Origin of the sequence: Microvirga calopogonii, from assembly GCF_003347665.1 — a bacterium.
Lineage (GTDB): Bacteria > Pseudomonadota > Alphaproteobacteria > Rhizobiales > Beijerinckiaceae > Microvirga > Microvirga calopogonii.
The window spans coordinates 302,495-324,135 of record NZ_QDGA01000001.1; the positions used below are offsets into that span (position 1 = coordinate 302,495).

The following is a 21,641-nucleotide window of genomic DNA, read 5'->3' on the forward strand; positions in this document are numbered from 1 at the left end:
GTGAGACAAACGATGAACCGGAGCAATGAATAACTCAAGTGAATTATCTTATTGACAGGTGGATGACTCTAGAAGAGCCTTGGGCTTGGAACGGCCCTTCCGAAGGCCGCCACACCAGAGAGATGTCGGCGCCTCGCGCCGGCAAAAATGGAGAGGGATATGCGTTTTCGTCACATGCTCGCGAGCGTCGCCTTAGGCGCTATCACCCTGGCCGCCACCGGCGCGAAGGCCGTGGAGATCGAATACTGGCAATATGTCTTCGACACGCGGGTCAAGGCGATGACCCAGCTGATCACGAAGTTCCAGGAAGCCAATCCCGACATCAAGGTCAAGCAGACCACCTTCCCCTATGCCGACTACCAGACGAAGGTCGCCGCCGCGATCCTTGCCGGCCAGGGCCCCGACGTGGTGCAGCTCTTCTACGGTTGGACGGACAACTTCATCTCCGGCAAGATGATCCAGCCCCTGCGGGCAGAGGCTTTTCCGGCGGCGGACATCGAACGCGATTTCTTCCCGATCGTGAGCGCCATGAAGCGCGGCAACGATTATTACGGCCTGCCGACCGCCGTGCGTTCCCTGGCGCTCTTCTACAACAAGAAGGCCTTCAAGGATGCAGGCCTCGATCCCAACAACCCGCCCAAGAACCTCGATGAGCTCGTCGCCGCAGCCGAGAAGACCACCAAGCGCGACGGCAGCGGCAACATCGTCTCCGCTGGCATGACGCTCGACATGGGCGGGCAGGATCACCAATGGTGGCGCGAAGTCCTGATCCGTCAGTTCGGCGGCGTTCCCTACACGGACAGCGACACCAAGGTCGCCTATAACGACGAGGCAGGCCTGAAGGCGCTCACCTTCTATACCGACCTGCAGAAGAAGCATAAGGTCGGCCAAGCCGGCTTCATGGACGAAGGCCAGGCGGCCTTCCGCGCGGGTCTCGCGGCCATGACCATCGACGGCACGTTCCGCCTCGGATCATTCAACACGATCAAGGGCTTCGAGTGGGGCGTGACCGAGCTTCCCGCCAACGCTCAGGGCGTGCGCAGCAACTATGCCAGCTATTTCGCCAACGCGATCACCACGAAGGCGGAAGGCGAGAAGCTCGCGGCGGCCGAGAAGTTCCTGAAATACGTCTCCTCGCCGGAAGCCATGAAGATCTGGATGGACGTCGTCGGTGAACTGCCGGCGCGCCGGGCTGCGGCCCTCACGCCGGAGAACATCGCGCATCCGGTCTATGGTCCGTTCCTCAAGGGCCTGGAATATGCCCACACGACCCTGTTCAAGGATGAGGCCGCTCAGCGGCAGGTCGCCATCGACATGGCGAACCGCGTCCTGATCGGCAACGAGGATCCGAAGACCTCGCTCGCCAAGGCGGCCGAAGCCGAGCAGGCGATCATCGATCGCGCCAAGCGCTGACACGTCGAGACCGCGAGGAACCTTTCATGTCCGTCGTCGCACATCGGGAGGCCGCCCCGGGCGGCCTCTGGTCGAGGATGAGCCTTGGCCAGAAGCAGCTGATATGGGCGTGGGGCTTCCTCGCGGTTCCCCTTCTCTTCTACGTCGTCATCCGTTTCTGGCCGACCTTCCAGGCCTTCTACCTGTCAGTGACGGACTGGAGCATCACGCGGCCCGCCTCCTTCGTAGGCCTTGAGAACTACAAGAGGCTCCTCGCGGACCCGCTCTTCTGGCAGGTGTTCCGCAACACCTTCCTGTACCTGATCATCGGCACGCCGATCAGCCTCCTGATCTCCTTCGTCGTGGCCTATTACCTCGACCGGGTGCGGTTCATGCACTCGTTCATCCGTGCCTTGTATTTCCTGCCCTTTCTCACGACGGCCGCCGCGATGGCATGGGTCTGGCGCTGGTTCTACCAGCCTGTCCCCATCGGGGTGATCAACGACGTTCTCGCGAGCTTCGGCATTCCGCAGCAGCCGTTCCTGCGCTCCACCACGCAAGCGCTTCCTGCCGTTCTCGCGCCGGCCATCTGGGCGGGCCTCGGCTTCCAGATCATCATCTTCCTCGCCGGGTTGCGCGCCATTCCCGTGACCTATTACGAAGCCGCGCGCATCGACGGACTGTCGGAAGGGGCGATCCTGCGCAAGATCACGATTCCCCTGCTGAAGCCGACGCTGGTCTTCCTGGTGGTGTTCTCGTCCATCGGCTTCCTGCGCATCTTCGATCAGGTCTACAACATCAACACGAACGATCCCGGCGGCCCGCTGAACTCGACCAAGCCGCTCGTGCTGATGATCTACCAGACGGCCTTCAGCTCCTACGAGATGGGATACGCGGCGGCACAAACGGTCGTTCTGTTCCTGATCCTGCTCGTGATCTCCCTCGTTCAACTGCGCATCATGAGAGACCGCTGATGACCCAAGCCGCATCGTCCCACGGGTCTCTGCCCATGCCCCGGATCAGGCCCGGCCGGATCGTCGCCTGGACGCTCCTGTTCATCGGCGGCGTCATCATGGTGACGCCCCTCCTCTTCATGCTCTCGACATCCCTCAAGGACGCCTCGCAGGTCTACGACCTGCGCGTCGTTCCAGCCGCGCCGACCCTCGACAACTACGTCGAGATCCTGGGCGACGGGCGCTTCACGCGCTGGTTCGTCAATTCGATGATCGTGGCCGTGATCGTCACGCTCTCGAACGTGTTCTTCGACAGCCTCGTCGGCTACACGCTCGCCAAGTTCCGGTTCCGGGGCCGGTACATCGTTTTCATCGCCATCCTGTCCACGCTGATGATCCCGACCGAGATGCTGGTGCTGCCCTGGTACCTCATGGCAAGCCAGTTCGGATGGCTGGACAGCTATTGGGGCATCATGTTCCCGGGCATGATGACCGCCTTCGGCACCTTCCTGATGAAGCAGTTCTTCGAGGGCGTGCCGGACGATTTCCTGGAAGCGGCGCGGATCGACGGCCTGAACGAATTCACGATCTGGTGGAAGATCGCCATGCCGCTCGTGACCCCTGCCCTGTCGGCACTCGCGATTTTCACCTTCCTCGGCAACTGGACCGCCTTCTTCTGGCCTCTCATCGTGACCACGAGCGCGGAGCTCTACACGCTGCCGGTCGGGCTCTCCAGTTTCGCCGTCGAGCAATCCATCCAGTGGGAAAAGATCATGACGGGCGCGAGCATCGCGACCCTTCCCACCCTGGTCATCTTCCTGTTCCTCCAACGCTACATCGTCCGAGGCGTGATGCTGGCCGGACTTAAAGGCTGAAGCCGATGAATGCAGGCACCTTCAACGACACGTCCACCTTCCCGGATCCGGTCTACAAGGAGACGGTTCTGCGTCCCCTGTTCGACGGCGCGAAGGATCATCACGTCGAGGGCTTCCGTCTCATCGACCGGGCGCATCTCGTCATGCTCCACGAGACCGGGATCCTGACGATCGAGCAGGCACGTCCCATTGCCCAGGCCCTTGAGGACATCGACCGTGATGTCGATGTGAGCACCCTGACCTATACGGGCGAGGTCGAGGACTTCTTCTTCCTCATCGAGAAGCAGCTTCGCGCCCGCCTCGGGCCCGACCTCGCCGGGCGCCTGCACACGGCGCGCTCGCGCAACGACATCGACCACACCCTGTTCAAGATCGGCCTCAAGCACCGCATCGACCCGCTGCTGGACCGCCTGGTGCATCTGGCCGAGACTCTCGCATCCGTGGCGGAACGGGAGAGCAAGACGCTGATCGTTGCCTACACTCACGGGCAGCCGGCGCAGCCGACTGTGTTCGGCCATTACCTGTCCGCCGTTCTCGAGACCCTGCTGCGCGACATCGCGCGCTTGGAGGCGGCCCGGGACATCGTCGACCGGAGCCCGATGGGTGCCGCCGCCATCACCACGAGCGGATTCCCCATCGACCGCGAGCTGATGGCCCATCTGCTCGGCTTCAGCCGCCCTCTGCAGAACTCCTATGGCTGCATCGCGTCCATCGACTACATCACGTCCACCTATTCGGCCATCGAGCTGATCTTCCTGCATCTCGGCCGCTTCATCCAGGATCTGCAGTTCTGGACGAGCTTCGAGGTCGGGCAGGTCTACGTTCCCAACGCCTTCGTGCAGATCTCGTCGATCATGCCGCAGAAGCGCAATCCCGTGCCGATCGAGCACATGCGCCACCTCTCGTCCCAGACCGTCGGCCGGGCGCAGGCGATGCTCACGATCATGCACAACACGCCGTTCACCGACATGAACGACAGCGAAGGCGAGAGCCAGGGCTTCGGCTACGGCGCTTTCGAGAGCGGCGGACGTGTCCTCGACCTCCTCGCCGCGCTGGTTCCATCGCTGCGGATCGACGCCGAACGAGTTCGCCAGAACATCCGCCGCAGCTGCATCACCGTGACGGAACTCGCCGACAGCCTCGTGCGCCTGGAAGGGCTGTCCTTCCGCGAGGCGCATGAGATCGCGGCTGAAGTCGCCCGCGCGGTCGTTGCCATCGGCGGAGACATCGCGGCCGACGGATACGAGGCCTTCCGCAAAGCCTTCCAGCGTTGCGCTGGCCGCGAGACGAGCGTCGAGCCGGACCGGTTCGCCGAAATCGTCTCGGCGGAAAACTTCGTTGCGGTGCGCGACCGGTTCGGGGGACCCGCACCGAGTGCGCTGGCTCAGGCGATTGCCGGATACAATCAGGAAATCGCAGGCTTCCGCACACGGATGCAGGACGCGAAGAGCCGCGCCCACGCCGCCGCCCAGGACCTTCAATCCCGTTTCAACGCACTTCTTGGAGCCCGCTGATGGCGACCATCGAAATCGATCGCCTCGTCAAGAGATACGGGCAGACGGCCGTCGTCCACGGCATCGACCTCGCGATTCAGGACGGGGAATTCGTCGTGCTGGTCGGACCTTCCGGATGCGGCAAGTCCACGACGCTGCGGATGATCGCGGGCCTCGAGGAGATCAGCGGCGGCGAGATCAGGATCGACGGGCGCGTCGTCAACGACCTCCAGCCGAAGGACCGGAACATCGCCATGGTGTTCCAGAACTACGCCATCTATCCGCATGTGACCGTTGCCGACAACATCGCCTTCGGTCTCTACCGCTCGAAGCTCTCGAAGAGCGAGAAGCGCGCGCGGGTGGAACAGGTTGCTCAGACCCTCGGCCTCTCGCATCTGCTGGAGCGCCGTCCGTCGGCGCTGTCGGGCGGCCAGCGCCAGCGCGTCGCCATCGGGCGGGCCATGGTCCGGGATCCAGCGGCATTCCTGTTCGACGAACCTCTGTCGAACCTCGATGCTCAGCTGCGCACCCAGATGCGCATCGAAATCAAGCGGCTGCATCACCGGCTCGGCACCACATCCGTCTTCGTGACCCACGATCAGGTGGAAGCCATGACCATGGCGGACAGGATCGTCGTCATGCGCGACGGCAGGATCCTGCAGGTGGGCTCGCCTCTCGAACTGTACGAAAAGCCCGTCGACGTGTTCACGGCGCGCTTCATCGGCAGCCCGACGATGAACCTGCTTCCGGCCACGCTGAAGGAAGGTCACGCGAACCTGTCGGTGGGGGGCTCCGTCAAAGTTCCGTCCGTCTCGGCGACATCGCCCGAGATCCTGGTCGGCGTTCGCCCGCAGGACCTGACACCCGCAACATTCGGCGTGCCGGGCCTCGCCGTATCGGGCACTGTCGTGGTCGTGGAAACCCTGGGCTCCGAGACCCTCGTCCACATCGAGAAAGGAAACCAGACTATCATCGGCTCCGCGCCGGGACGCCAGATCCCGAAGATCGGCGAGCAGCTGACGCTTCATGCTCCGACCGAGAGGCTTTACTACTTCGACAAGGCGACCGAGAAGGCACTGGCCGCCCAATGACCGGAAGAGCCTCTGAGCAAACCAAGGTCCTGTGTCTTGGCCGGATCTATTGCGACATCATCTTCACGGGCCTGCACGACATGCCGGTGCTCGGACGCGAACGCTTCGCGCAGGACGTGACGGTCGTCGCAGGCGGCGGTGCCTACATCACGGCGGCCCATCTTGCCTCTCTCGGGCGTCCGTCGGCCCTGCTCACGCGCCTTGGAACGGATCCACTCTCGCGAAGCCTCGATCCGGAACTCGAAGGAAGCGGAATCGACCTGGCGTTCATCGAGCGGTCCCGTGACGCCGGTCCCCAGCCGACCGTAGCCCTGGTGAAAGACGGCGAGCGGGCTTTCGTGTCCCGGCGCGCCGGAACCTCCCGGCCGGCCTCCCTGGAGAAGGCGCTCGCATCCCCCGGCATCGCCCATCTCCACATCGCTGAATTCGCCACCCTGAAGGACAATCCCAATGTGATCGCCATGGCGAAAGAGCGCGGCCTGACAGTCTCACTCGATCCGAGCTGGGACGACCAGCTCATCCGTCAGGATGTCGGGTTCTTCGAGACCTGCGCCGGCGTCGATGTCTTCCTCCCGAATGTCGAGGAGGGAGAAGCGCTCACCGGTGAAACATCGACCGATGCGATCCTTTCCGTTCTGCAGAAGCATTTTCCCCTGGTCGTGCTGAAGCGCGGCGAACACGGCGCCGTGGCACGCCAAGGCTCTACCCGGGTTTCGGCAGAGGCGCTGCCCGTCACCGTGATCGATACAACGGGAGCGGGCGACGCTTTCAATGCGGGCTTCCTGCATTCCTGGCTTGGCACGGCCGAGGTCGAAGGAAGCCTGGAGGCGGGCATCAAGGCCGGCGCCCTCTCCGTCCAATCTCCGGGTGGAGCCCCGCGCCGATCGTAAGACACAGTCTGGCAGGCTGAGCCGTATGCGCTATCTGCTGTCGGGACCGGGCTATCGTGCCCCTCCCTGCGGCAAGGACAATCCATGCGGATGCGAATTCTCAGTTGCGCAATCGGCAGCCTTCTCTCCCTGACGGCCTGCAATACGGTGACGCGGGGGACCATGGAGGAGGTGACCATCAGCGCCAGCCCGGCCTCCGCCCGGATCCGCACGTCCCTGGGGCATAGCTGCCCCCGGTCACCCTGCGTGGTGAAGGTCGACCGAAAGGCGGAGTTCACGGCCTATGCCGAGGCTCGCGGGTACCAGCCCGGCTCACTAGAGGTAAAGTCCATTCTCACGGACAAGGCGGCTCCCGGCGTGATCGGCAACGCGGTGCTTCCCGGCGGCTCGGTTGGTCTGGTGCTGGATGCCGCGAACGGCGCCATGCTCGATCATACGCCCAATCCGGCCCACATCGAACTCGTGCCGCTCGGCCGGGCCAGAGGCCGCTGACCGGAGCGGAACTTAGCACTGCCAAGCTGGTTGACCGCGTATCATGCTTGTACGCCCGCTCCGCTCTGCGGGGACGCCACGAGCGTCGATCCATGCGCAGCTCTCAGGCATCGCTTGCCTGAAGCAGGCGGCGTTTCGGAAAGGTCGGTAGGTAAAGTTCGATGCCACGTTCTCTTCCTCGCCTGATCTTCTGGGGAGCCCTTATCCTGATGTTGGCGGCGGGCGGCGTGCTGGCCTACATCTCTTCCGGCATCTACGACATCGCCGCCACCAAGCAGCACATAGCCCCTGTTTACTGGGCCCTCACGACGGCGCGGCGTCAGTCGATCCGGGCCCGTATCATCGGAGAGACGCCACCGGCCGACCTGTCGGACGCGAGCGTCGCGGCGGCCGGCCTTCCGCTGTACGACCAGCATTGCAGGCAATGCCATGGCGCGCCCGGCCTTCCGCCGGACGCCATCGGCCTCGGCATGATGCCGGCACCGCCCAACTTCGCCCAGATGGGGCGAGACCTGTCGGCGCCGGAGATCCACTGGGCCATCTCGAACGGAATCAAGCTGACCGGAATGCCCGCATGGAAGTTTCGCCTGACCGAGAGCGAGCGCTGGGCCCTCACTGCGTTCGTGAAAAACTCCCTGTCCATGACGCCGGCCGAATACCGGGCGCGACGGGAGCAACCGGCGGGCGAGAGCGAGGAACAGCCCAAGCCGCGCAAGCCTGAGGCTCCTTGGGAGCCGAAGGATGCGGCGCAGCGGGGCCGCGTGGCGATCCTTCAATACGCGTGTGAGACCTGCCATGTCATTCCCGGGATCAGGGGACCCGATGCGCATGTGGGCCCGCCGCTGGCCGGCATTGCGGGTCAGGTCTACATCGCAGGCGTCCTGCGGAACACGCCGGACCACATGATCAAATGGCTGCGCGATCCGCAGCAGGTCGACCCGCTCTCCGCCATGCCCAATCTGGGCGTCTCGGAGAACGATGCCCGCGATATCGCGACTTATCTCTACGCGCTGCGCTGACGGGATGAATTTCGCACAACCTTATGGCCGCAACGTATAGAGATAGGCTGCGACGTGCCGCGCCTCGTCCCGCGAGATGCCCGTGACGGGCATGGCCGAACGAGGATCGATGGAGCGTGGGTTCTCGATCCACCGGATGAGGTTGTCGGGCGAGTTCGGAACAACGCCGCCGACATAGATCCGCGCCGCATAGGCCTGGAGGGTCGGGCCGACTCTACCTTGAGCGCCCGAAACACCCGGAATGACGTGGCAGCCGGCGCAGCCATAACGCTGCGTGAGGCGAAGCCCGAGATCCGGATCGCCACCGGTGAGCGCCATGGCGCGGGCGCGGGCATTGCGGTCGGATTTCACCCGATATCCCGCATAGACGCCGCCTCCGATCAGCAGAAGCAGGATGAGGGCACACGAGCCCCAGAGGAGCAGGGAGCGGGTTCGCCTGTCCATTCGCATGCGGTGCGGACGCGCCTCGGGGCCGACGGGAGTATGTTGCCCCTCCCCGGAGTACGACGCGGAACCCATGCGACGGACGCTGAGCACGATTCCTGCCAGCCGGATGGCGACCGGGATGGCCAGCAACGCCAGAGGCCTAGCGCGCCGCATGAGCGTGTCTCTCCCTCTGTTGCCAAGGACGTGCAAAGGGATTCGCCGGGGCTTTCATCGCTCGCATCCCTGAAAGACGAGCCCGGCAACGCCGTGCAGGAGAATGATGACGGTAAACAGAAGTGCCATGGACACTCCGATGAGCGCCACGAAGCGATGCGGGCGGCCCGCTCCCGTCGTATCCGTCCGAGGCGTCACTGCAGCGGCGGCGTAGCCGCGCCATGACAGGAAGCCGCCGAACAGGCTCAGAATCGCCATGGCGAGGGCGAAGACGGGAATGAGCGGCACCTGATGCGCACAGACCCATGGCACGGCCGCGTAGCCGAACTGCGTGTTGATGATCCACGCGAGCGGTCCGATATAGATGCCGGCCGATGGAACGCCTCTGGACAGCCATGCCGTCATGATCTCACCACCATCTCGGAAACCAATAGAGGATTACATAGATCGGCAGCCACGAGGCGACGACGAAATACCAGTAGAAGGCGTTGTCGCCCACGTCCGAGAAGCGCTTGCCATGGCCGTGACCGGTGAACATCAGCACCGTGAGAACGATGGTGTCGCCCAGATCCGTGAGAAGATGCAGCGTATGCAGGCCGAGAAGGAGCCACACCACGGACCCATAGGCATTCTGGTCCCAGCGCACGTGGAGCGTACCGAACTCGAACACGCGGATGACCAGCAGGACGACGCCGAAGAGGCTCATGATCACGAGATTGCGGCGGGTTTTCGCGAGATCCTCCCGCTCCCCGTCCCTCTTGGCGAGTTGATTGGGCCATATGCTGGCGAGCAGCACGACGCTGAAGAGACCCGACCAGAGGAGGTCGGGCGGCGGCGCGCTCAGCGGCCAGTTGCCATTGATGAAGACGAGATAGAAATACATGGCCGCCGCGATGGCGAAACCCATGCCCTCGGCGACCGCGAACCCCACCGTTCCCCACCAGATCGGGCTGCGGGCGCCATAGGCGTAACCCGGCATGTGCCTGGCGCTCATCACGACCCGGTGCGGCAGCATGGTGTTGTCGGGCTGAGGACCCAGGGTCATTTTTCGTCCTCCGTGTTCGGCTTCGGCCAGAACCAGCCCATGAGAGCCAGCGTCAGCGGCACGCTGCCCCACACCAGGGCCCAGGGCGTGAACATGGAGCCGACGAACAGGATCGTCGTCGCGATCGCCGCCAGGAAAGGCCAGATCGAAGGCTCCGGCGTGGTCTCGCGCAGATCCGCACGGCCGTCCGTGACCGTCGTGACGATCTGCTCCCGGTTCTCGACGCTCAGGCCCGCGACCACCGGCAGGCTGTCACGGTGAGCCCACAGGGGCTCGCGGTTCGTCACAACGGGGATGCGGTCGAAATTCTGCGGGCGGGGTGGAGACGCGGCCGCCCATTCGAGGGTACCGGCATCCCAGGGATTGGGGCCGGCGACAGTGCCGCGACGCGCGCTCGACACGATGTTGTAGAGGAAGAGCACGAAGCTTGCGAAGAACAGGAACGCCCCGAGGGATGTGAAGAGGTTCAGGTTCCCCCAGCCCATCTCCGGCAGATAGGTATAGACCCGGCGCGGCATGCCCATCAGGCCCAGGATGTGCATGGGGAAGAAGGTCGCGTTGAACCCGATGAAGGCCAGCCAGAAATGCCACTTCCCCAGCCGCTCGCTCATCATGCGGCCGGTGAATTTCGGGAACCAGTAATACACCGCGCCGATCAGCGGAAACACGTTGCCGCCGATGAGCACGTAGTGGAAGTGAGCGACGACGAAGAAGGTGTCGTGGACCTGGGTATCGAGCGGCACGGACGCGAGCATGATCCCCGACAATCCGCCGGCCACGAAGATGAAGAAGAAGCCCATGACGAAGAGAAGCGGCGCGCGGAAAACCGGCCGTCCGTCCCACAGGGTTCCGATCCAACAAAAGATCTGGATGCCATTCGGAATGGCGATGAGCATGCTCGACGCGGTGAAGAAGCTGGCGCCGAGCTGGGGGAGGCCGGTGGTGAACATGTGGTGTACCCACAGTCCGAAGGACAGAAACCCGGTTGCGATGAGCGACAGCACGAGGGCGATGTAACCGAAGGCCTGGCGCCGCGAGAACGTGACCACGATGGCGGACACCCAACCCGTCGCGGGCAGGAAGATGATGTAGACTTCCGGATGGCCGAAGAACCAGAACAGGTGCTGGTAGAGCAGCGCATCGCCGCCTTCCGCCGGGTTGAAGAAATGCGTGCCGACGAGCCGGTCCATCATCAGCGTTGCGGAGGCCGTGACGACGGCCGGCAGCGCGAAGATGATAACGAAGGAATTGATGAGTTCCGCCCAGACGAAGAGCGGAATGCGATCAAGCGTCATGCCGGGCGCGCGGAACTTGAAGACCGTCACGATGACGGAGATCGCGACGGCAATGCCCGACACTTCCGTGAAGGTGATCATCTGGGCCCAGAAATCCGCCCGCTTGCCGGGAGAGAATTCCGGGCCGGAGAGCGGAACGTAGGCGAACCATCCCACATCCGGACCGATGTTGAGGATGAAGGCCACCCAGATCATCAGCCCGCCGATGACGTAGACGTAATAGGCATAGGCGTTGAGGCGGGGGAAGGCGATGTTGCGGGTGCCCACCATGAGCGGCACCAGATAGACCGCGAAGGCCTCTCCGATCGGCACGCCGAAGAGGAACATCATCGTGGTGCCGTGCATGGTGAAGAGCTGGTTGTAGAAATCAGGCCCCATCAGCCTGTTCTCCGGCACGGCCAACTGCATGCGCATGAGGATGGCGGACAACCCGCCCAGGAACAGGAACAGGATGGCCGTGGCGATGAAGCGGCGGCCGATGACCTTGTGATCCACCGTCGACAGGGCGCCGATGATTCCCTTGTCCGTACCCCAGGTCTTGGCGAGGCGAGCGGTCAGCTCCGGGCCGTCCACCTGATCGTCGCGCAATTCGTCGGGGCTTATCGGCGCATCGGCCTCGCTTCGCACGCCCGGAAGTCCGCCCCGCTCGCCCGTGGCGAGACGCGAGATTTCGGGAACGGCGTCGAGATCGCCCGGTGTGATCGCCCGCGTCACTTCAGCCCCTCCAGATAATCTGCGAGAGGCTGGACCTCATCGGGTTCGAGTTTGACCGCCGGCATGTTCACTCCCGGCTTGATGCCGTGTGGATCGAGGATCCAGGCGGCGAGATTGCCCCGCGTCGTCTCCAGGGTTCCGGCCGCGATGTATCGGCGGCTTCCCACATGGGTGAGGTCGGGCGCGACCTTGCCGCCGGCATCCGTGCCGCGCACCTGATGGCACATGACGCAGGGCTTGGAGAGAAAGATCTCCATGCCCCGCTGACGATGGGAATCGCCAGGCGGCAGCGCAGACGAGATCTGTTGATCGCGCCAGCGCTCGAAGTCTTCCTTCGCCTCCGCGACGACGAGCATGCCCATATGGGCATGCTGCAGACCGCAGAACTCCGCGCATTGTCCGCGATAGAGGCCAGGCCGATCGGCCTGTATCTGGATCTGGTTCTGCCGACCCGGGATCAGATCCATCTTGCCCGTCAGACTGGGAACCCAGAACGAGTGGATCACATCGCCGGCTTCGAGCTTGATGAGCACCGGCGCTCCGACCGGGATGTGGATCTCGTTCGCCGTGGTGAAGACGCGGCTCGGCTGAGAATCCTCGTACGTGACTTCCCACCACCATTGCTGTCCGTTGATCAGCAGCGTCAGGGCTCCATCCTTGTGGGCGAACAGCACTTTCTGGGCCGCGTAGCTCAGACCGGTCAGGGACATGACCGTCACGAGCGTCAGACCGACGGCAATGGAAGTCGTGACGGTCATCCGTCGTTCGGTTTCCGGTTCGGTCGCCAGCGGATCCGCGTCGGCAGGTCGCCTCCTGCGCAGCGACAGGAGAAGGGCGATCATGGTGAGGATCCACACCACGCCGAGAACGGCGAAGAAAATCCAGAACATGTCGGCAAGCGTTCGTGCCGCCGGACCCTGCGCATCGAGCGCCGATTGCCAGCCCTTGCAGCCTCCGAGAGGCAGGACGGCAAGCGGGAGGAATGAACCGACCCTTCTCATCTGCGCCTCATTGCGGCATCTGAGCGGATGGCGGCGTCTGTCCACCGTCGATCACTTGGCCGGGCGGCCTGCGCTGTTCGGCCGGTCCCGGACTCATGTCGTCCTTGCGGCCAGGCGCTGCCGCCTTCGGCACGTTGCGGCCCATGGAACGCACATAGGCGGCGATCTCCCAGATCTGCTCGTCCGGCACCTTGCCGCGAAACGACGGCATGCCGTTCGGACGGCCCTCGCGAATGGACTGGACGATATTCTCGATCTGCCCACCGTAGGTCCACAGATCATCCATCAGCGGCGGCCCGGAACCGCCGCCGCCGTTGCCGTGGCAGCCGTTGCAGTTGAACCAGCCGTAGAGTCGCTGGCCCTGTGCAATGTGATAAGCGTTCTCCTCGTATTTCGCACCCGTGCCGGAACGCTGTTCGACGGGACCGCTCGGCCCCGGCGACAATGGCACAAGGGAGACCTGTTCCGCCGTCTCGTCCGCCATGGACTTGGAACGGAATTCCCGCTCCTCGCGCTGGCAGGCTGCGAGCGCGAAAACCGTCAGAAGGATCGACGCCGCAATCGCCTTAAGGGAGCTTGAACACATGCAGCGTTCCTCCCTTGGCCGTGACGTTCTTCAGGTCGCGCATGGCATTGACGAAGCCGAGGGCGGCGGTCCCGTCGCGCGGGTCGAGATCGCCCGACACGATCGAGCCTGCCCATCCGCCGACGCCTGACAGGATCGCCACATACTGCCTGCCGTCGGGGCCGCGATAGGTGGTCGGCTGCCCGACGATTCCGGAGGACGTCCTGAACTGCCACAGCACTTCGCCGGTGCGCGCGTGCACGGCCTTGAACCAGCCGTCCATGGTGCCGTAGAACACCACATCGCCTGCCGTGGCGAGCGCGCCGCCCCAGAGAGGGAAGTGCTCGTTGATGGTCCAGAGCTCCCTGCCCTCTCGAATGTCCCAGGCGGCGAACTCGCCCATGTGGCCGCCGGGCCCCGGAAACATGCGGATTTCAGCGCCGACATAGGGTGTTCCGGCGATGTAGTTCGGCTCGGTGCTCTCCCAGTCCATGCACAGGTTCACATGCGGGATGTAGAGGAGCCCCGTCTTTGGAGAGAACGCACCAGGATTCCAGTTCTTCGCACCCGACGCTGCCGGGCAGATGTCGCGAACGACGCGATTGTTCACCGGATCCTTTTCGGCATTGTACTGGATGCGCCCCGTCGCAAGATCGACGCCCGTCGCGGCCGTGAGGGCGTGGAACGGCTTTGCCGACAGCAATTCTCCGTTGGTGCGGTCGATGACGTAAACGAAGCCGGTCTGTCCCGGATGCACCAGCACCTTCCGGGGCTTTCCCTCCCACTCCATGTCGAGCAGGATCGTCTCGTTGTTCCCGTCCCGGGCGTGAAGATCATGGGGCGCGATCTGATAGAACCAGCGCGCCTCGCCCGTATCGGCGTCGCGCGCGAAGATGCCCGATGTCCATTTGTTGTCGCCGGGACGCGAGTTCGGATTCCAGGGCCCGGGGCTCCCTGTGCCATGGTAGACGAGGTTCAGGTCGGGATCGTAGGAGAGCCAGCCCCAGACGGTTCCACCGCCCTGCTGCCAGCCATCCGCCGGCCATGTGGTGACGCCGAGATCCTTGCCTTTGTCGCTGTCGTAAAATGGTTTGAAGTTCGGGCCGATCTTCACGTCCTGATCGGGCCCCGTGCTGTAGGCCTTCCAGACGCTCTTGCCGGAATTGACATCGAACGCCTCGATCCAGCCGCGAACGCCGAACTGGCCTCCGGAGATGCCGACGATCACCTTGTCCTTCACGACGAGGGGCGCCATCGTCATGGTCTCGCCTCGGCTGATGTCGCCGAGCGTTGTCTTCCAGACCTCCTCGCCGGTCTCGGCATTCACCGCGACCACATGGGCGTCCAACGTCGTGAAGACGATGCGCCCATTCGCGAAGGCGGGGCCGCGATTGACCACGTCGCAACAGGCGACACCCTGCGCGGCGGAAGCAGGCTTCGGATTGTACTGCCACTTCAACGGCGCGCCGGGCTGGGTCAGATCCAGGGCGTAGAGGATGTTGGGATAGGGCGAGAGCACATACATCGTGCCGCCAACCACCAGCGGAGCGGCCTCCTGCCCCTTGTTGACCCCGGTCGAGAAGGTGAAGGCGACCTGAAGGTTCTTCACGTTCTCCGTGTTGATCTCGGACAGGTCGCTGAAGCGCGTGGAAGCGGTGTTCTTCTGCGGCATCGTCCATTGTCCGTCCTCAGGCACCGCAGCGAAGGAGGGGACGGCAGGCGGAGGCGAGGCGGTCTGGGCCGATACCAGGGAGATAGGCGGAAGGACCAGCGGAATAGCCAGAACGAGGGCAAGACGAGCTCCACCCAAAGTGGTCCTCCGGAACGCCTGGACTCACCGCCTCGGTGGCGGCTCGACTCTAACCGTTCAGCTTCACCGAGGTTCCCGAAAATGTGATCGTCCTGTCGGGAACCTCAGCGCCAGACCTGCGAGACCGGGATGCCGTATTCGTTGGAGGCATGAACGAGAACGAGAGCGGCGATGGCAGCCAGGAGCCCGATCAGGAAGAGGGTGACCAGGAAACCCCGGTCGCGGAAAATGAGGAAGTCCTTGCGTAACGAACTGGCGCGGGGCTCTGCCATAGTCGGTTCCGGAGCGATTCATGCTATGGAGGCAACCGCAAAGCGGACATCGTGTTCCGCGCGTCGGTCCGACCGAAGCTCGAGGAGAACAGAATGACATCGAAGCCGTGCATCGTTCTGGGCGTGCCGGTTCAGGAGGGCGCCGGCCGGCTCGGCTGCGACATGGGCCCGAGCGCCTTCCGGACCGCCGGCCTCCTCACCGAGCTGCAGAACCTTGGCTATCAGGTGGAGGACCGGGGTAACATCGCGCCCAAGCCGCTCCGGGACCTGCGGCACCCGAACGCCGCCGTCAAGGCGCTGCCGGAGACCGTCGCCTGGACTGAGGCCATCGCGGAGGCGGCCTATCGGGCCAGCGGCGACGGAATGCCGATTTTCGCTGGCGGCGACCACAGCCTCTCTGCAGGCTCGATGACCGGGCTCGCCCGCCGGGCGGCGGAGGAAGGCCGCGAGTTCTTCGTCCTGTGGCTCGATTCGCACCCGGATTTCCATACCCTCGCCACGACCACGAGCGGCAACCTGCACGGGGTGCCGATGGCCTATGCCACGGGCCGTGAGGGTTTCGACGGCTATTTCCCGCCGCTCGCCGCTCCCATCAAGCCGCAGAACGTCTGCATGATGGGCATCCGCAGCGTCGATCCCGCAGAGCGCTCCGCCTTGCAGGGCGCGGGCGTGACGGTCCACGACATGCGGTCCATCGACGAGAACGGCGTCGTGTCGCTCCTCGATGCCTTCCTGAAGCGCGTGGCGGCGGCGGACGGCCTGCTCCACGTGAGCCTCGACGTGGACTTCCTAGACCCCGTGATCGCACCCGGCGTCGGCACCACGGTTCCGGGCGGCGCGACCTTCCGGGAGGCGCACCTCATCATGGAGATCCTGCACGACAGCGGCCTCGTGAGCAGCCTCGATCTCGTCGAGCTCAACCCGTTCCTCGACGAACGCGGCCGCACGGCCCTGCTCATGGTCGATCTCGTCGCGAGCCTGATGGGACGGCGCGTCCTCGACCGGCCGACCCAGAGCTATCGCTATACGCCCAAGTTCGGCTGAGGGGGGATCGCGGCTCAGGCCCGCCCGGGAGGCATGCGGGCAATGCCGTGTGATGGCTCTGAATCGGCTTTCGCGCGGAACATCGGCCGCGCGGCACCGATTTAGCCTGCGTGAGGGCGCTGACGCGCAGCAAGCCATTCCCATGCAAGAACAGCGAGGGCCGTGATGACCGCTCGAACACCCAAGGTTGTGATCGTCGGAGCGGGGTTCGGCGGGCTGACGGCGGCCCAGTTCCTGGCGCGGGCTCCGGTCGATGTAACGATCATCGACCGGCACAATTTCCACTACTTCCAGCCCCTGCTCTATCAGGTCGCCACGGCGGCCCTGTCCCCGGCCGATATCGCATGGCCGATCCGCAGCATCCTGAGGCGCCAGAAGAATGCCACGGTGCTCCTGGCGGATGTCACCGGCATCGACGCGCAGGCGCGGATCGTCCGGGCGGGATCGTTGAGCGTGCCGTACGACTACCTTGTCCTCGCAACCGGCGCCACGCATTCCTATTTCGGCCATCCGGAATGGGCCTCCGTCGCGCCGGGGCTGAAGCAGATCGAGGATGCGACGGTCATCCGCCGAAAGATTCTTCTCGCTTTCGAGCACGCAGAACTGACCGACGACACCGAAGAACAGCGCCGTCTGCTCACCTTCGTGGTCGTGGGCGGCGGCCCCACCGGGGTCGAGATGGCCGGAGCCATCGCGGAAGTGGCGCATCATGCCCTGCCGTCCGAGTTTCGGAGGATCGACCCCCATTCCGCCCGGGTGATCCTGATCGAGGCAGGACCGCGCCTGCTGCCCGCCTTTCCCGAGGATCTCGCGGCCTATGCGCAGAAATCTCTGGAGCGGATGGGCGTGGAGGTCAGGACCCATGCCCGGGTGACGGATTGCACCGAATCCGGTGTCGACCTGGAGGAGACCCGGATCGCGGCCGGAACGGTCATATGGGCCGCCGGTGTCGTGGCCTCTCCGGCGGCCGAGTGGCTCGGGGCGGAGCATGATCGCGCCGGGCGGGTCAAGGTCGAGGCCGATCTGAGGGTTCCCGGCAGGCCCGAGATCTTCGTGATCGGCGACACCGCATCCGCAGTCGCTTCAGATGGAAAGGCCGTGCCCGGCATCGCCCCGGCAGCCAAGCAGATGGGCCGCTACGTGGCCAATGTGATCGCCGCTAAAGCCGGGAACAGGACTGCGCCCGGACCGTTCCAGTACCGGCATCAGGGCGACCTCGCCACCATCGGGCGCAAGGCTGCCGTCGTGAAGCTCGATTCCATTCATCTCACGGGCTTCATCGGCTGGCTGTTCTGGGGCATCGCGCATGTCTACTTCCTGATCGGCCTGCGCAACCGCGCCGTCGTGGCGTTCACCTGGCTGTGGAACTACCTGACCTATCAACGGGGAGCACGCCTCATCACAGAAGGGCCGGCCGCACAGATCCAGGCACGGGACGAGAAAGCCCGTCCGCTGTCCTCTTCGGTGGAAGTAAGCCACGCGCCTGAGCGCAATCAGCCGCGCTCAGGCCCGAGTCGACTGGCGTTGAAGTAACGGAAGGCATTGGCTAGGCGTCATCCGCCGCTTTCGCGGTAGGCTCCGCGATGGATCGCGTCGAAGCCGCGATCCGTCAGCTCGATCGTTCTGGCATCGGGCACGGCGACATACCCGAGATGGGCCAGTTCGGACACGGCCACCGCCACCGCGGGATCCGTTCCGAAATGCGCATCGAGCGTGGCCATGGTGAGGCGCGCTCCCGGCCTGCGGTGCGTCTCTCGGATGTAATCGAGAATGTCGCATGCGGTCTCGCTCAGCTCCATTTGCATGTCCCTTGAGGCGTTGAACTCCCCTCGCCCTGCCGATCAGTCATCCGCCCGGATCTTGAAAAGATCCGGGTGTTGTCGCGGTTGAGAGCGGAAGTACTGTGGCGGCGCCTTGACGGCGGCGCCGAAATGCGCGGCGGCGTGCCAGGGCCAGCGGGGGTCGTAGAGAGCCGCGCGGGCAATGGCGATCAGGTCGGCGTCGCCCGTGGTGAGAATGGACTCCGCCTGCACGTAATCCGTGATGAGGCCCACGGCGATGACGGGCATCCCAACGGATTTCAGCGCGCGGGCGAGCGGCACCTGATAGCTCGGTCCCACGGGGATATTCTGGGCCGGTGTCAGCCCGCCGCTCGAGACATGGATCGCACTGCATCCGCGTGCCTTGAGGGCTCGCGCGAATTCCTCCGTCTCTTCGATCGTCCAACCGCCCTCGGCCCAATCCGTGCCCGAGACGCGCACCGTCACCGGGCGTTCGGCCGGGAACGCGGCGCGAACGGCATCGAAGACCTCGAGCGGGAAGCGCATCCGGTTTTCGAGAGAGCCGCCATATCGGTCGTCGCGCTGGTTGGACAGCGGGGACAGGAACTGGTGCAGCAGGTAGCCGTGAGCCACGTGGATCTGCACGGCCGCGAGGCCGAGACGTCCGGCGCGGCGCGCCGCATCGGCGAAGGCGTTGCGTACCCGCGCGAGGCCGTCCTCGTCGAGCGCCTTGGGCGGTACCTCGCCGGCCCCGTGCGGGATCGCGGAAGGGGCCTCCGTCTGCCAGCCATTGGCATCGTCGGGTGAAATCTGCCTGCCGCCTTTCCAGGGAACCTCCGTGGACGCCTTGCGCCCGGCATGGCCCAGCTGGATCGCGATCGGCATGTCGGACCAGCGGCGGATGCCGTCCAGGACGCGGCGCATGGCTGCTTCGCATTCATCCGAGTAGAGGCCCACATCCCCGTAGGTGATCCGTCCTTCGGGCACGACCGCCGTGGCCTCGATGGTCAGGAGCGCAGCGCCCGAGAGCGCGAGCTGGCCCAAATGGATCAGGTGCCAGTCGTTCATGCAACCGTTCTCGGCCGAGTACTGGCACATGGGCGCGATGACGATCCGGTTGGCGAGTTCGAGGTCTCCGACCCGGAAGGGCGTAAACAGCTTCGCGTGCGACATGGACTGCCTCTTCGGTTGCAGATGGATATCGTCGTCAGGAATTCAGCGGCTCTGAAATACCCGTCCGGATTTCATCGCCTGAGGTGAAGATAGGCGGGATCGAAGTCGCCTGCCACTTGAAGGGCTTCCCAATCCGGAATGTGGAGCGAGCCCCCGCGCAGGACGATCACCCCCTCGCCTCTCAGATCCTGGAGGACGCGGTTGACGTGGACGGTCGAGAGGCCCAGCGCATCGCCGAGTTCGTTCTGGGTCAGCGGCAGTTCGTAACCGCTCTCGCTGGCGAGGCCGACCGCCTTCATGCGCACCTGAAGCTCGCAGAGGAGATGGGCGATGCGCTGATAGGCCGAGCGGCGCCCCAGGCCGATCATCCATTCACGGAAGATGGCCGCATCGATGAGGGTGTCTCGCCAGAGGGCGGCTGCGAGATTGGGGTATCGCCCGAGAAGATCGCGCAGGTTCTCGTGCGGGATCAGGGCGATGCTGCTCGTCGAGAGCGTGCCGACGCTGTGGTCCATCACATGCAGATGAAGGCTCTGCAGGTCGGGAATGTCGCCCGGAATATAGAAGCCCATGATCTGCCGTCTGCCGTCGGAGAGGATTTTGTACCGGCAGACCAGGCCGCTCAGGACCAGACAGCATTCGGAAGGTTTGTCCCTGTCACGGACGATGTCGCAGTTCGCCTCCATGACCTTGATGCGCATCGGCAGATCGACAAGCGCCTGCTTCTCCTCATCGGAGAGGCTGAAGATGCTGTCGAGCTTCCACAGCAGAGGACTGGTGCTGGCCTGTCTGTGCATGGCGACGCTCATCATAGCACCTCCAACCCCGTCGGCAGAGTACGATAGCGCAGCCTTTGGCCGATAATGGTTACGCTCGCGATGCCCGCATGAAGGCATCTCTGTTCATCGATTTTATCAATGCAGGCACGGACCTCTCCGTTGCGCGCCCCCCGGGAAAAATCTGCATAGGGCTCGGTTTCAAGGAACAGGCGGTCACAGAATGTCTTTCTCATGTAGGGTGCAACTTGAGGTCCACTTCATGAGCAATCATGACATCATCGTCATCGGCGGATCCTCCGGAGCAACCGCCCCTCTCAAGATCATCCTGGGCGCCCTTCCGTCGGACCTGCCGGCTGCCGTGTTCATCGTTCTGCACATTCCTGCCCGGAGCATCGGCATCCTGTCGAGCGTGGCCGCCGCAGCCGGCCCCCTGCCCGTGCACGCGGCCGCTGACGGCATGCCGATCAAGCCGGGCAACGTGTACCTGGCCGTCCCGGACCACCATCTCATTCTGGCCGACGGGCACATCAAGCTGGGCCGTGGTCCCCGGGAGAACATGGCCCGACCTGCGATCGACCCCCTGTTCCGGTCTGCCGCTGCGGCATTCGGGCCACGCGTGATCGGGGTCATCCTGAGCGGCCTGCTCAATGACGGTGCGTCGGGCATCGAGGCCGTGAAGCGCTGCGGCGGGATCGCCATCGTGCAGGACCCGGCCGAAGCCATCGCCGACGAGATGCCGAGGAGCGCCCTGCAGGCGGCCGATGTCGATATCGCGGCACCGAGCCTGCGGATCGGCGACGTGCTGTCCGATCTCGTGCGCGAACCGGCGGGGCCCGTTGTTGCGATCCCGCCCGACATACGCCTGGAGGTCGATATCGCGGCGGGTGAGCGGGTCAACAGCGAGATCATCGGCCAATTTGCCGACCCGGTGGCGCTCACCTGCCCCCATTGCAGCGGCGTCCTTTCCAAGGTCCGCAACGGCAAGCCGCTTCGCTTCCGCTGCCAGGTCGGGCATGCCGTCACGGCCGATCTCGTGGCAAAGGAGCAGGAAAACGCCGTGGACGAAGCGCTGCGGATCGCCCTGCGCATCATCGAGGAACGGGCCGAGCTGGTCTCCCGCATGGCCGAGGACGGGCGCCGGAGCGGCCGGAAAGCCGTCGCCGAGATGTATGATGAAAGAGCCCATGAATACCGCCAATATGCCGACACTCTGCGACGGGCCGTCCTGCGGTCCATGGCGCCCCTTGCCTCTCGCATGGACGAAGGCGGGCAGGAGAACGACGGATAGGCCATGGGCCATGAACTTTGAGAGGTGGTGCTATTCTCCGTAGTATGGCAAACCCCTCCTGAGCTGGAA

Annotated in this window: 22 protein-coding genes; 11 read left to right on the plus strand and 11 right to left on the minus strand. The window is 64.4% G+C overall.

What is annotated here, in order from left to right:
* The first annotated feature begins 159 nt into the window (after nt 1-159).
* The 8 genes from DDF70_RS01410 to DDF70_RS01445 all read left to right on the plus strand — a co-directional run bounded on the left by DDF70_RS01410 (nt 160) and on the right by DDF70_RS01445 (nt 8,205).
* Nucleotides 160-1,413, plus strand: coding sequence for a sugar ABC transporter substrate-binding protein (locus DDF70_RS01410; RefSeq protein ID WP_114943067.1), 1,254 nt, complete (start codon nt 160-162; stop codon nt 1,411-1,413).
* Between the two features lie 26 nt (nt 1,414-1,439).
* Nucleotides 1,440-2,366: a carbohydrate ABC transporter permease gene (locus tag DDF70_RS01415; protein WP_114943068.1), complete on the plus strand. Its 927-nt coding sequence runs from the start codon at nt 1,440-1,442 to the stop codon at nt 2,364-2,366.
* Nucleotides 2,366-3,220 (plus strand): carbohydrate ABC transporter permease, encoded by an 855-nt coding sequence (locus tag DDF70_RS01420; RefSeq protein WP_114943069.1) that lies wholly within the window; start codon nt 2,366-2,368, stop codon nt 3,218-3,220. Before DDF70_RS01415 ends, DDF70_RS01420 begins: the two co-directional genes overlap by 1 nt.
* A gap of 5 nt (nt 3,221-3,225) precedes the next feature.
* The gene (gene argH / locus DDF70_RS01425; protein WP_114943070.1) at nt 3,226-4,734 is read left to right on the plus strand and encodes an argininosuccinate lyase; all 1,509 of its coding nucleotides are present in this window, start codon (nt 3,226-3,228) and stop codon (nt 4,732-4,734) included.
* Nucleotides 4,734-5,804, plus strand: coding sequence for an ABC transporter ATP-binding protein (locus DDF70_RS01430; RefSeq protein ID WP_114943071.1), 1,071 nt, complete (start codon nt 4,734-4,736; stop codon nt 5,802-5,804). Before argH ends, DDF70_RS01430 begins: the two co-directional genes overlap by 1 nt.
* Entirely contained in the window at nt 5,801-6,694 is an 894-nt protein-coding gene (locus DDF70_RS01435) for a carbohydrate kinase family protein (RefSeq protein WP_114943072.1), read from the plus strand. Before DDF70_RS01430 ends, DDF70_RS01435 begins: the two co-directional genes overlap by 4 nt.
* 84 nt (nt 6,695-6,778) lie before the next feature.
* A complete protein-coding gene (locus DDF70_RS01440; RefSeq protein WP_245435321.1) occupies nt 6,779-7,186 on the plus strand; it encodes a translation initiation factor 2 in 408 nt (135 codons plus the stop codon).
* 161 nt (nt 7,187-7,347) lie between these two features.
* On the plus strand, nt 7,348-8,205 hold the full coding sequence (locus DDF70_RS01445) for a c-type cytochrome (RefSeq protein ID WP_114943073.1): 858 nt from the start codon (nt 7,348-7,350) through the stop codon (nt 8,203-8,205).
* Nucleotides 8,206-8,226: 21 nt separating this feature from the next.
* On the opposite strand, the gene DDF70_RS01450 is transcribed toward DDF70_RS01445, so the two are convergent.
* The 8 genes from DDF70_RS01450 to DDF70_RS36345 all read right to left on the minus strand — a co-directional run bounded on the left by DDF70_RS01450 (nt 8,227) and on the right by DDF70_RS36345 (nt 15,507).
* Nucleotides 8,227-8,805, minus strand: coding sequence for a c-type cytochrome (locus DDF70_RS01450; RefSeq protein ID WP_245435322.1), 579 nt, complete (start codon nt 8,803-8,805; stop codon nt 8,227-8,229).
* A gap of 54 nt (nt 8,806-8,859) precedes the next feature.
* On the minus strand, nt 8,860-9,210 hold the full coding sequence (locus DDF70_RS01455) for a hypothetical protein (RefSeq protein ID WP_114943074.1): 351 nt from the start codon (nt 9,208-9,210) through the stop codon (nt 8,860-8,862).
* 4 nt (nt 9,211-9,214) lie between these two features.
* Entirely contained in the window at nt 9,215-9,850 is a 636-nt protein-coding gene (locus DDF70_RS01460; RefSeq protein ID WP_114943075.1) for a cytochrome c oxidase subunit 3, read from the minus strand.
* Nucleotides 9,847-11,748, minus strand: coding sequence for a cytochrome c oxidase subunit I (ctaD, locus tag DDF70_RS01465; protein ID WP_114943284.1), 1,902 nt, complete (start codon nt 11,746-11,748; stop codon nt 9,847-9,849). The genes DDF70_RS01460 and ctaD overlap by 4 nt, the downstream gene beginning before the upstream one ends.
* A 107-nt stretch (nt 11,749-11,855) precedes the next feature.
* The gene (coxB, locus tag DDF70_RS01470; protein WP_114943076.1) at nt 11,856-12,860 is read right to left on the minus strand and encodes a cytochrome c oxidase subunit II; all 1,005 of its coding nucleotides are present in this window, start codon (nt 12,858-12,860) and stop codon (nt 11,856-11,858) included.
* Between the two features lie 7 nt (nt 12,861-12,867).
* Entirely contained in the window at nt 12,868-13,446 is a 579-nt protein-coding gene (locus tag DDF70_RS01475) for a c-type cytochrome (protein ID WP_114943077.1), read from the minus strand.
* The gene (locus tag DDF70_RS01480; protein WP_114943078.1) at nt 13,427-15,235 is read right to left on the minus strand and encodes a methanol/ethanol family PQQ-dependent dehydrogenase; all 1,809 of its coding nucleotides are present in this window, start codon (nt 15,233-15,235) and stop codon (nt 13,427-13,429) included. Before DDF70_RS01480 ends, DDF70_RS01475 begins: the two co-directional genes overlap by 20 nt.
* 104 nt (nt 15,236-15,339) lie before the next feature.
* Entirely contained in the window at nt 15,340-15,507 is a 168-nt protein-coding gene (locus tag DDF70_RS36345; protein ID WP_162820179.1) for a hypothetical protein, read from the minus strand.
* Between the two features lie 93 nt (nt 15,508-15,600).
* Here DDF70_RS36345 and rocF point away from each other — a divergent pair, with 93 nt between their 5' ends.
* Together rocF and DDF70_RS01490 are read left to right on the plus strand one after the other, a co-directional pair.
* Nucleotides 15,601-16,551, plus strand: a complete 951-nt coding sequence (gene rocF, locus DDF70_RS01485) for an arginase (protein ID WP_114943079.1) — start codon at nt 15,601-15,603, stop codon at nt 16,549-16,551.
* A gap of 165 nt (nt 16,552-16,716) precedes the next feature.
* Nucleotides 16,717-18,084, plus strand: coding sequence for an NAD(P)/FAD-dependent oxidoreductase (locus tag DDF70_RS01490; protein WP_114943080.1), 1,368 nt, complete (start codon nt 16,717-16,719; stop codon nt 18,082-18,084).
* 20 nt (nt 18,085-18,104) lie between these two features.
* On the opposite strand, the gene DDF70_RS01495 is transcribed toward DDF70_RS01490, so the two are convergent.
* The 3 genes from DDF70_RS01495 to DDF70_RS01505 form a co-directional block, all read right to left on the minus strand.
* A complete protein-coding gene (locus DDF70_RS01495; RefSeq protein WP_114943081.1) occupies nt 18,105-18,350 on the minus strand; it encodes a hypothetical protein in 246 nt (81 codons plus the stop codon).
* Between the two features lie 42 nt (nt 18,351-18,392).
* Nucleotides 18,393-19,505: an NADH:flavin oxidoreductase/NADH oxidase gene (locus tag DDF70_RS01500; protein ID WP_114943082.1), complete on the minus strand. Its 1,113-nt coding sequence runs from the start codon at nt 19,503-19,505 to the stop codon at nt 18,393-18,395.
* Nucleotides 19,506-19,576: 71 nt separating this feature from the next.
* On the minus strand, nt 19,577-20,302 hold the full coding sequence (locus DDF70_RS01505) for a Crp/Fnr family transcriptional regulator (protein ID WP_245435323.1): 726 nt from the start codon (nt 20,300-20,302) through the stop codon (nt 19,577-19,579).
* Between the two features lie 241 nt (nt 20,303-20,543).
* Here DDF70_RS01505 and DDF70_RS01515 point away from each other — a divergent pair, with 241 nt between their 5' ends.
* The gene (locus tag DDF70_RS01515) at nt 20,544-21,572 is read left to right on the plus strand and encodes a chemotaxis protein CheB (RefSeq protein ID WP_114943085.1); all 1,029 of its coding nucleotides are present in this window, start codon (nt 20,544-20,546) and stop codon (nt 21,570-21,572) included.
* The last annotated feature ends 69 nt before the right edge of the window (nt 21,573-21,641 follow it).

Bases quoted from the DNA above. Each gene is read 5' to 3' on its own strand.
- DDF70_RS01415 (WP_114943068.1), top strand. From the start codon at position 1,440: ATGTCCGTCGTCGCACATCGGGAGGCCGCCCCGGGCGGCCTCTGGTCG.
- DDF70_RS01420 (WP_114943069.1), top strand. From the start codon at position 2,366: ATGACCCAAGCCGCATCGTCCCACGGGTCTCTGCCCATGCCCCGGATC.
- DDF70_RS01445 (WP_114943073.1), top strand. From the start codon at position 7,348: ATGCCACGTTCTCTTCCTCGCCTGATCTTCTGGGGAGCCCTTATCCTG.
- DDF70_RS01495 (WP_114943081.1), bottom strand. From the start codon at position 18,350: ATGGAGCTGAGCGAGACCGCATGCGACATTCTCGATTACATCCGAGAG.
- DDF70_RS01515 (WP_114943085.1), top strand. From the start codon at position 20,544: ATGAGCAATCATGACATCATCGTCATCGGCGGATCCTCCGGAGCAACC.
- DDF70_RS01455 (WP_114943074.1), bottom strand. From the start codon at position 9,210: ATGACGGCATGGCTGTCCAGAGGCGTTCCATCGGCCGGCATCTATATC.
- DDF70_RS01450 (WP_245435322.1), bottom strand. From the start codon at position 8,805: ATGCGGCGCGCTAGGCCTCTGGCGTTGCTGGCCATCCCGGTCGCCATC.
- DDF70_RS01410 (WP_114943067.1), top strand. From the start codon at position 160: ATGCGTTTTCGTCACATGCTCGCGAGCGTCGCCTTAGGCGCTATCACC.
- DDF70_RS01505 (WP_245435323.1), bottom strand. From the start codon at position 20,302: ATGCACAGACAGGCCAGCACCAGTCCTCTGCTGTGGAAGCTCGACAGC.
- DDF70_RS01440 (WP_245435321.1), top strand. From the start codon at position 6,779: ATGCGGATGCGAATTCTCAGTTGCGCAATCGGCAGCCTTCTCTCCCTG.
- DDF70_RS01475 (WP_114943077.1), bottom strand. From the start codon at position 13,446: ATGTGTTCAAGCTCCCTTAAGGCGATTGCGGCGTCGATCCTTCTGACG.
- DDF70_RS36345 (WP_162820179.1), bottom strand. From the start codon at position 15,507: ATGGCAGAGCCCCGCGCCAGTTCGTTACGCAAGGACTTCCTCATTTTC.
- coxB (WP_114943076.1), bottom strand. From the start codon at position 12,860: ATGAGAAGGGTCGGTTCATTCCTCCCGCTTGCCGTCCTGCCTCTCGGA.
- DDF70_RS01435 (WP_114943072.1), top strand. From the start codon at position 5,801: ATGACCGGAAGAGCCTCTGAGCAAACCAAGGTCCTGTGTCTTGGCCGG.
- DDF70_RS01460 (WP_114943075.1), bottom strand. From the start codon at position 9,850: ATGACCCTGGGTCCTCAGCCCGACAACACCATGCTGCCGCACCGGGTC.
- argH (WP_114943070.1), top strand. From the start codon at position 3,226: ATGAATGCAGGCACCTTCAACGACACGTCCACCTTCCCGGATCCGGTC.
- DDF70_RS01500 (WP_114943082.1), bottom strand. From the start codon at position 19,505: ATGTCGCACGCGAAGCTGTTTACGCCCTTCCGGGTCGGAGACCTCGAA.
- rocF (WP_114943079.1), top strand. From the start codon at position 15,601: ATGACATCGAAGCCGTGCATCGTTCTGGGCGTGCCGGTTCAGGAGGGC.
- DDF70_RS01430 (WP_114943071.1), top strand. From the start codon at position 4,734: ATGGCGACCATCGAAATCGATCGCCTCGTCAAGAGATACGGGCAGACG.
- DDF70_RS01490 (WP_114943080.1), top strand. From the start codon at position 16,717: ATGACCGCTCGAACACCCAAGGTTGTGATCGTCGGAGCGGGGTTCGGC.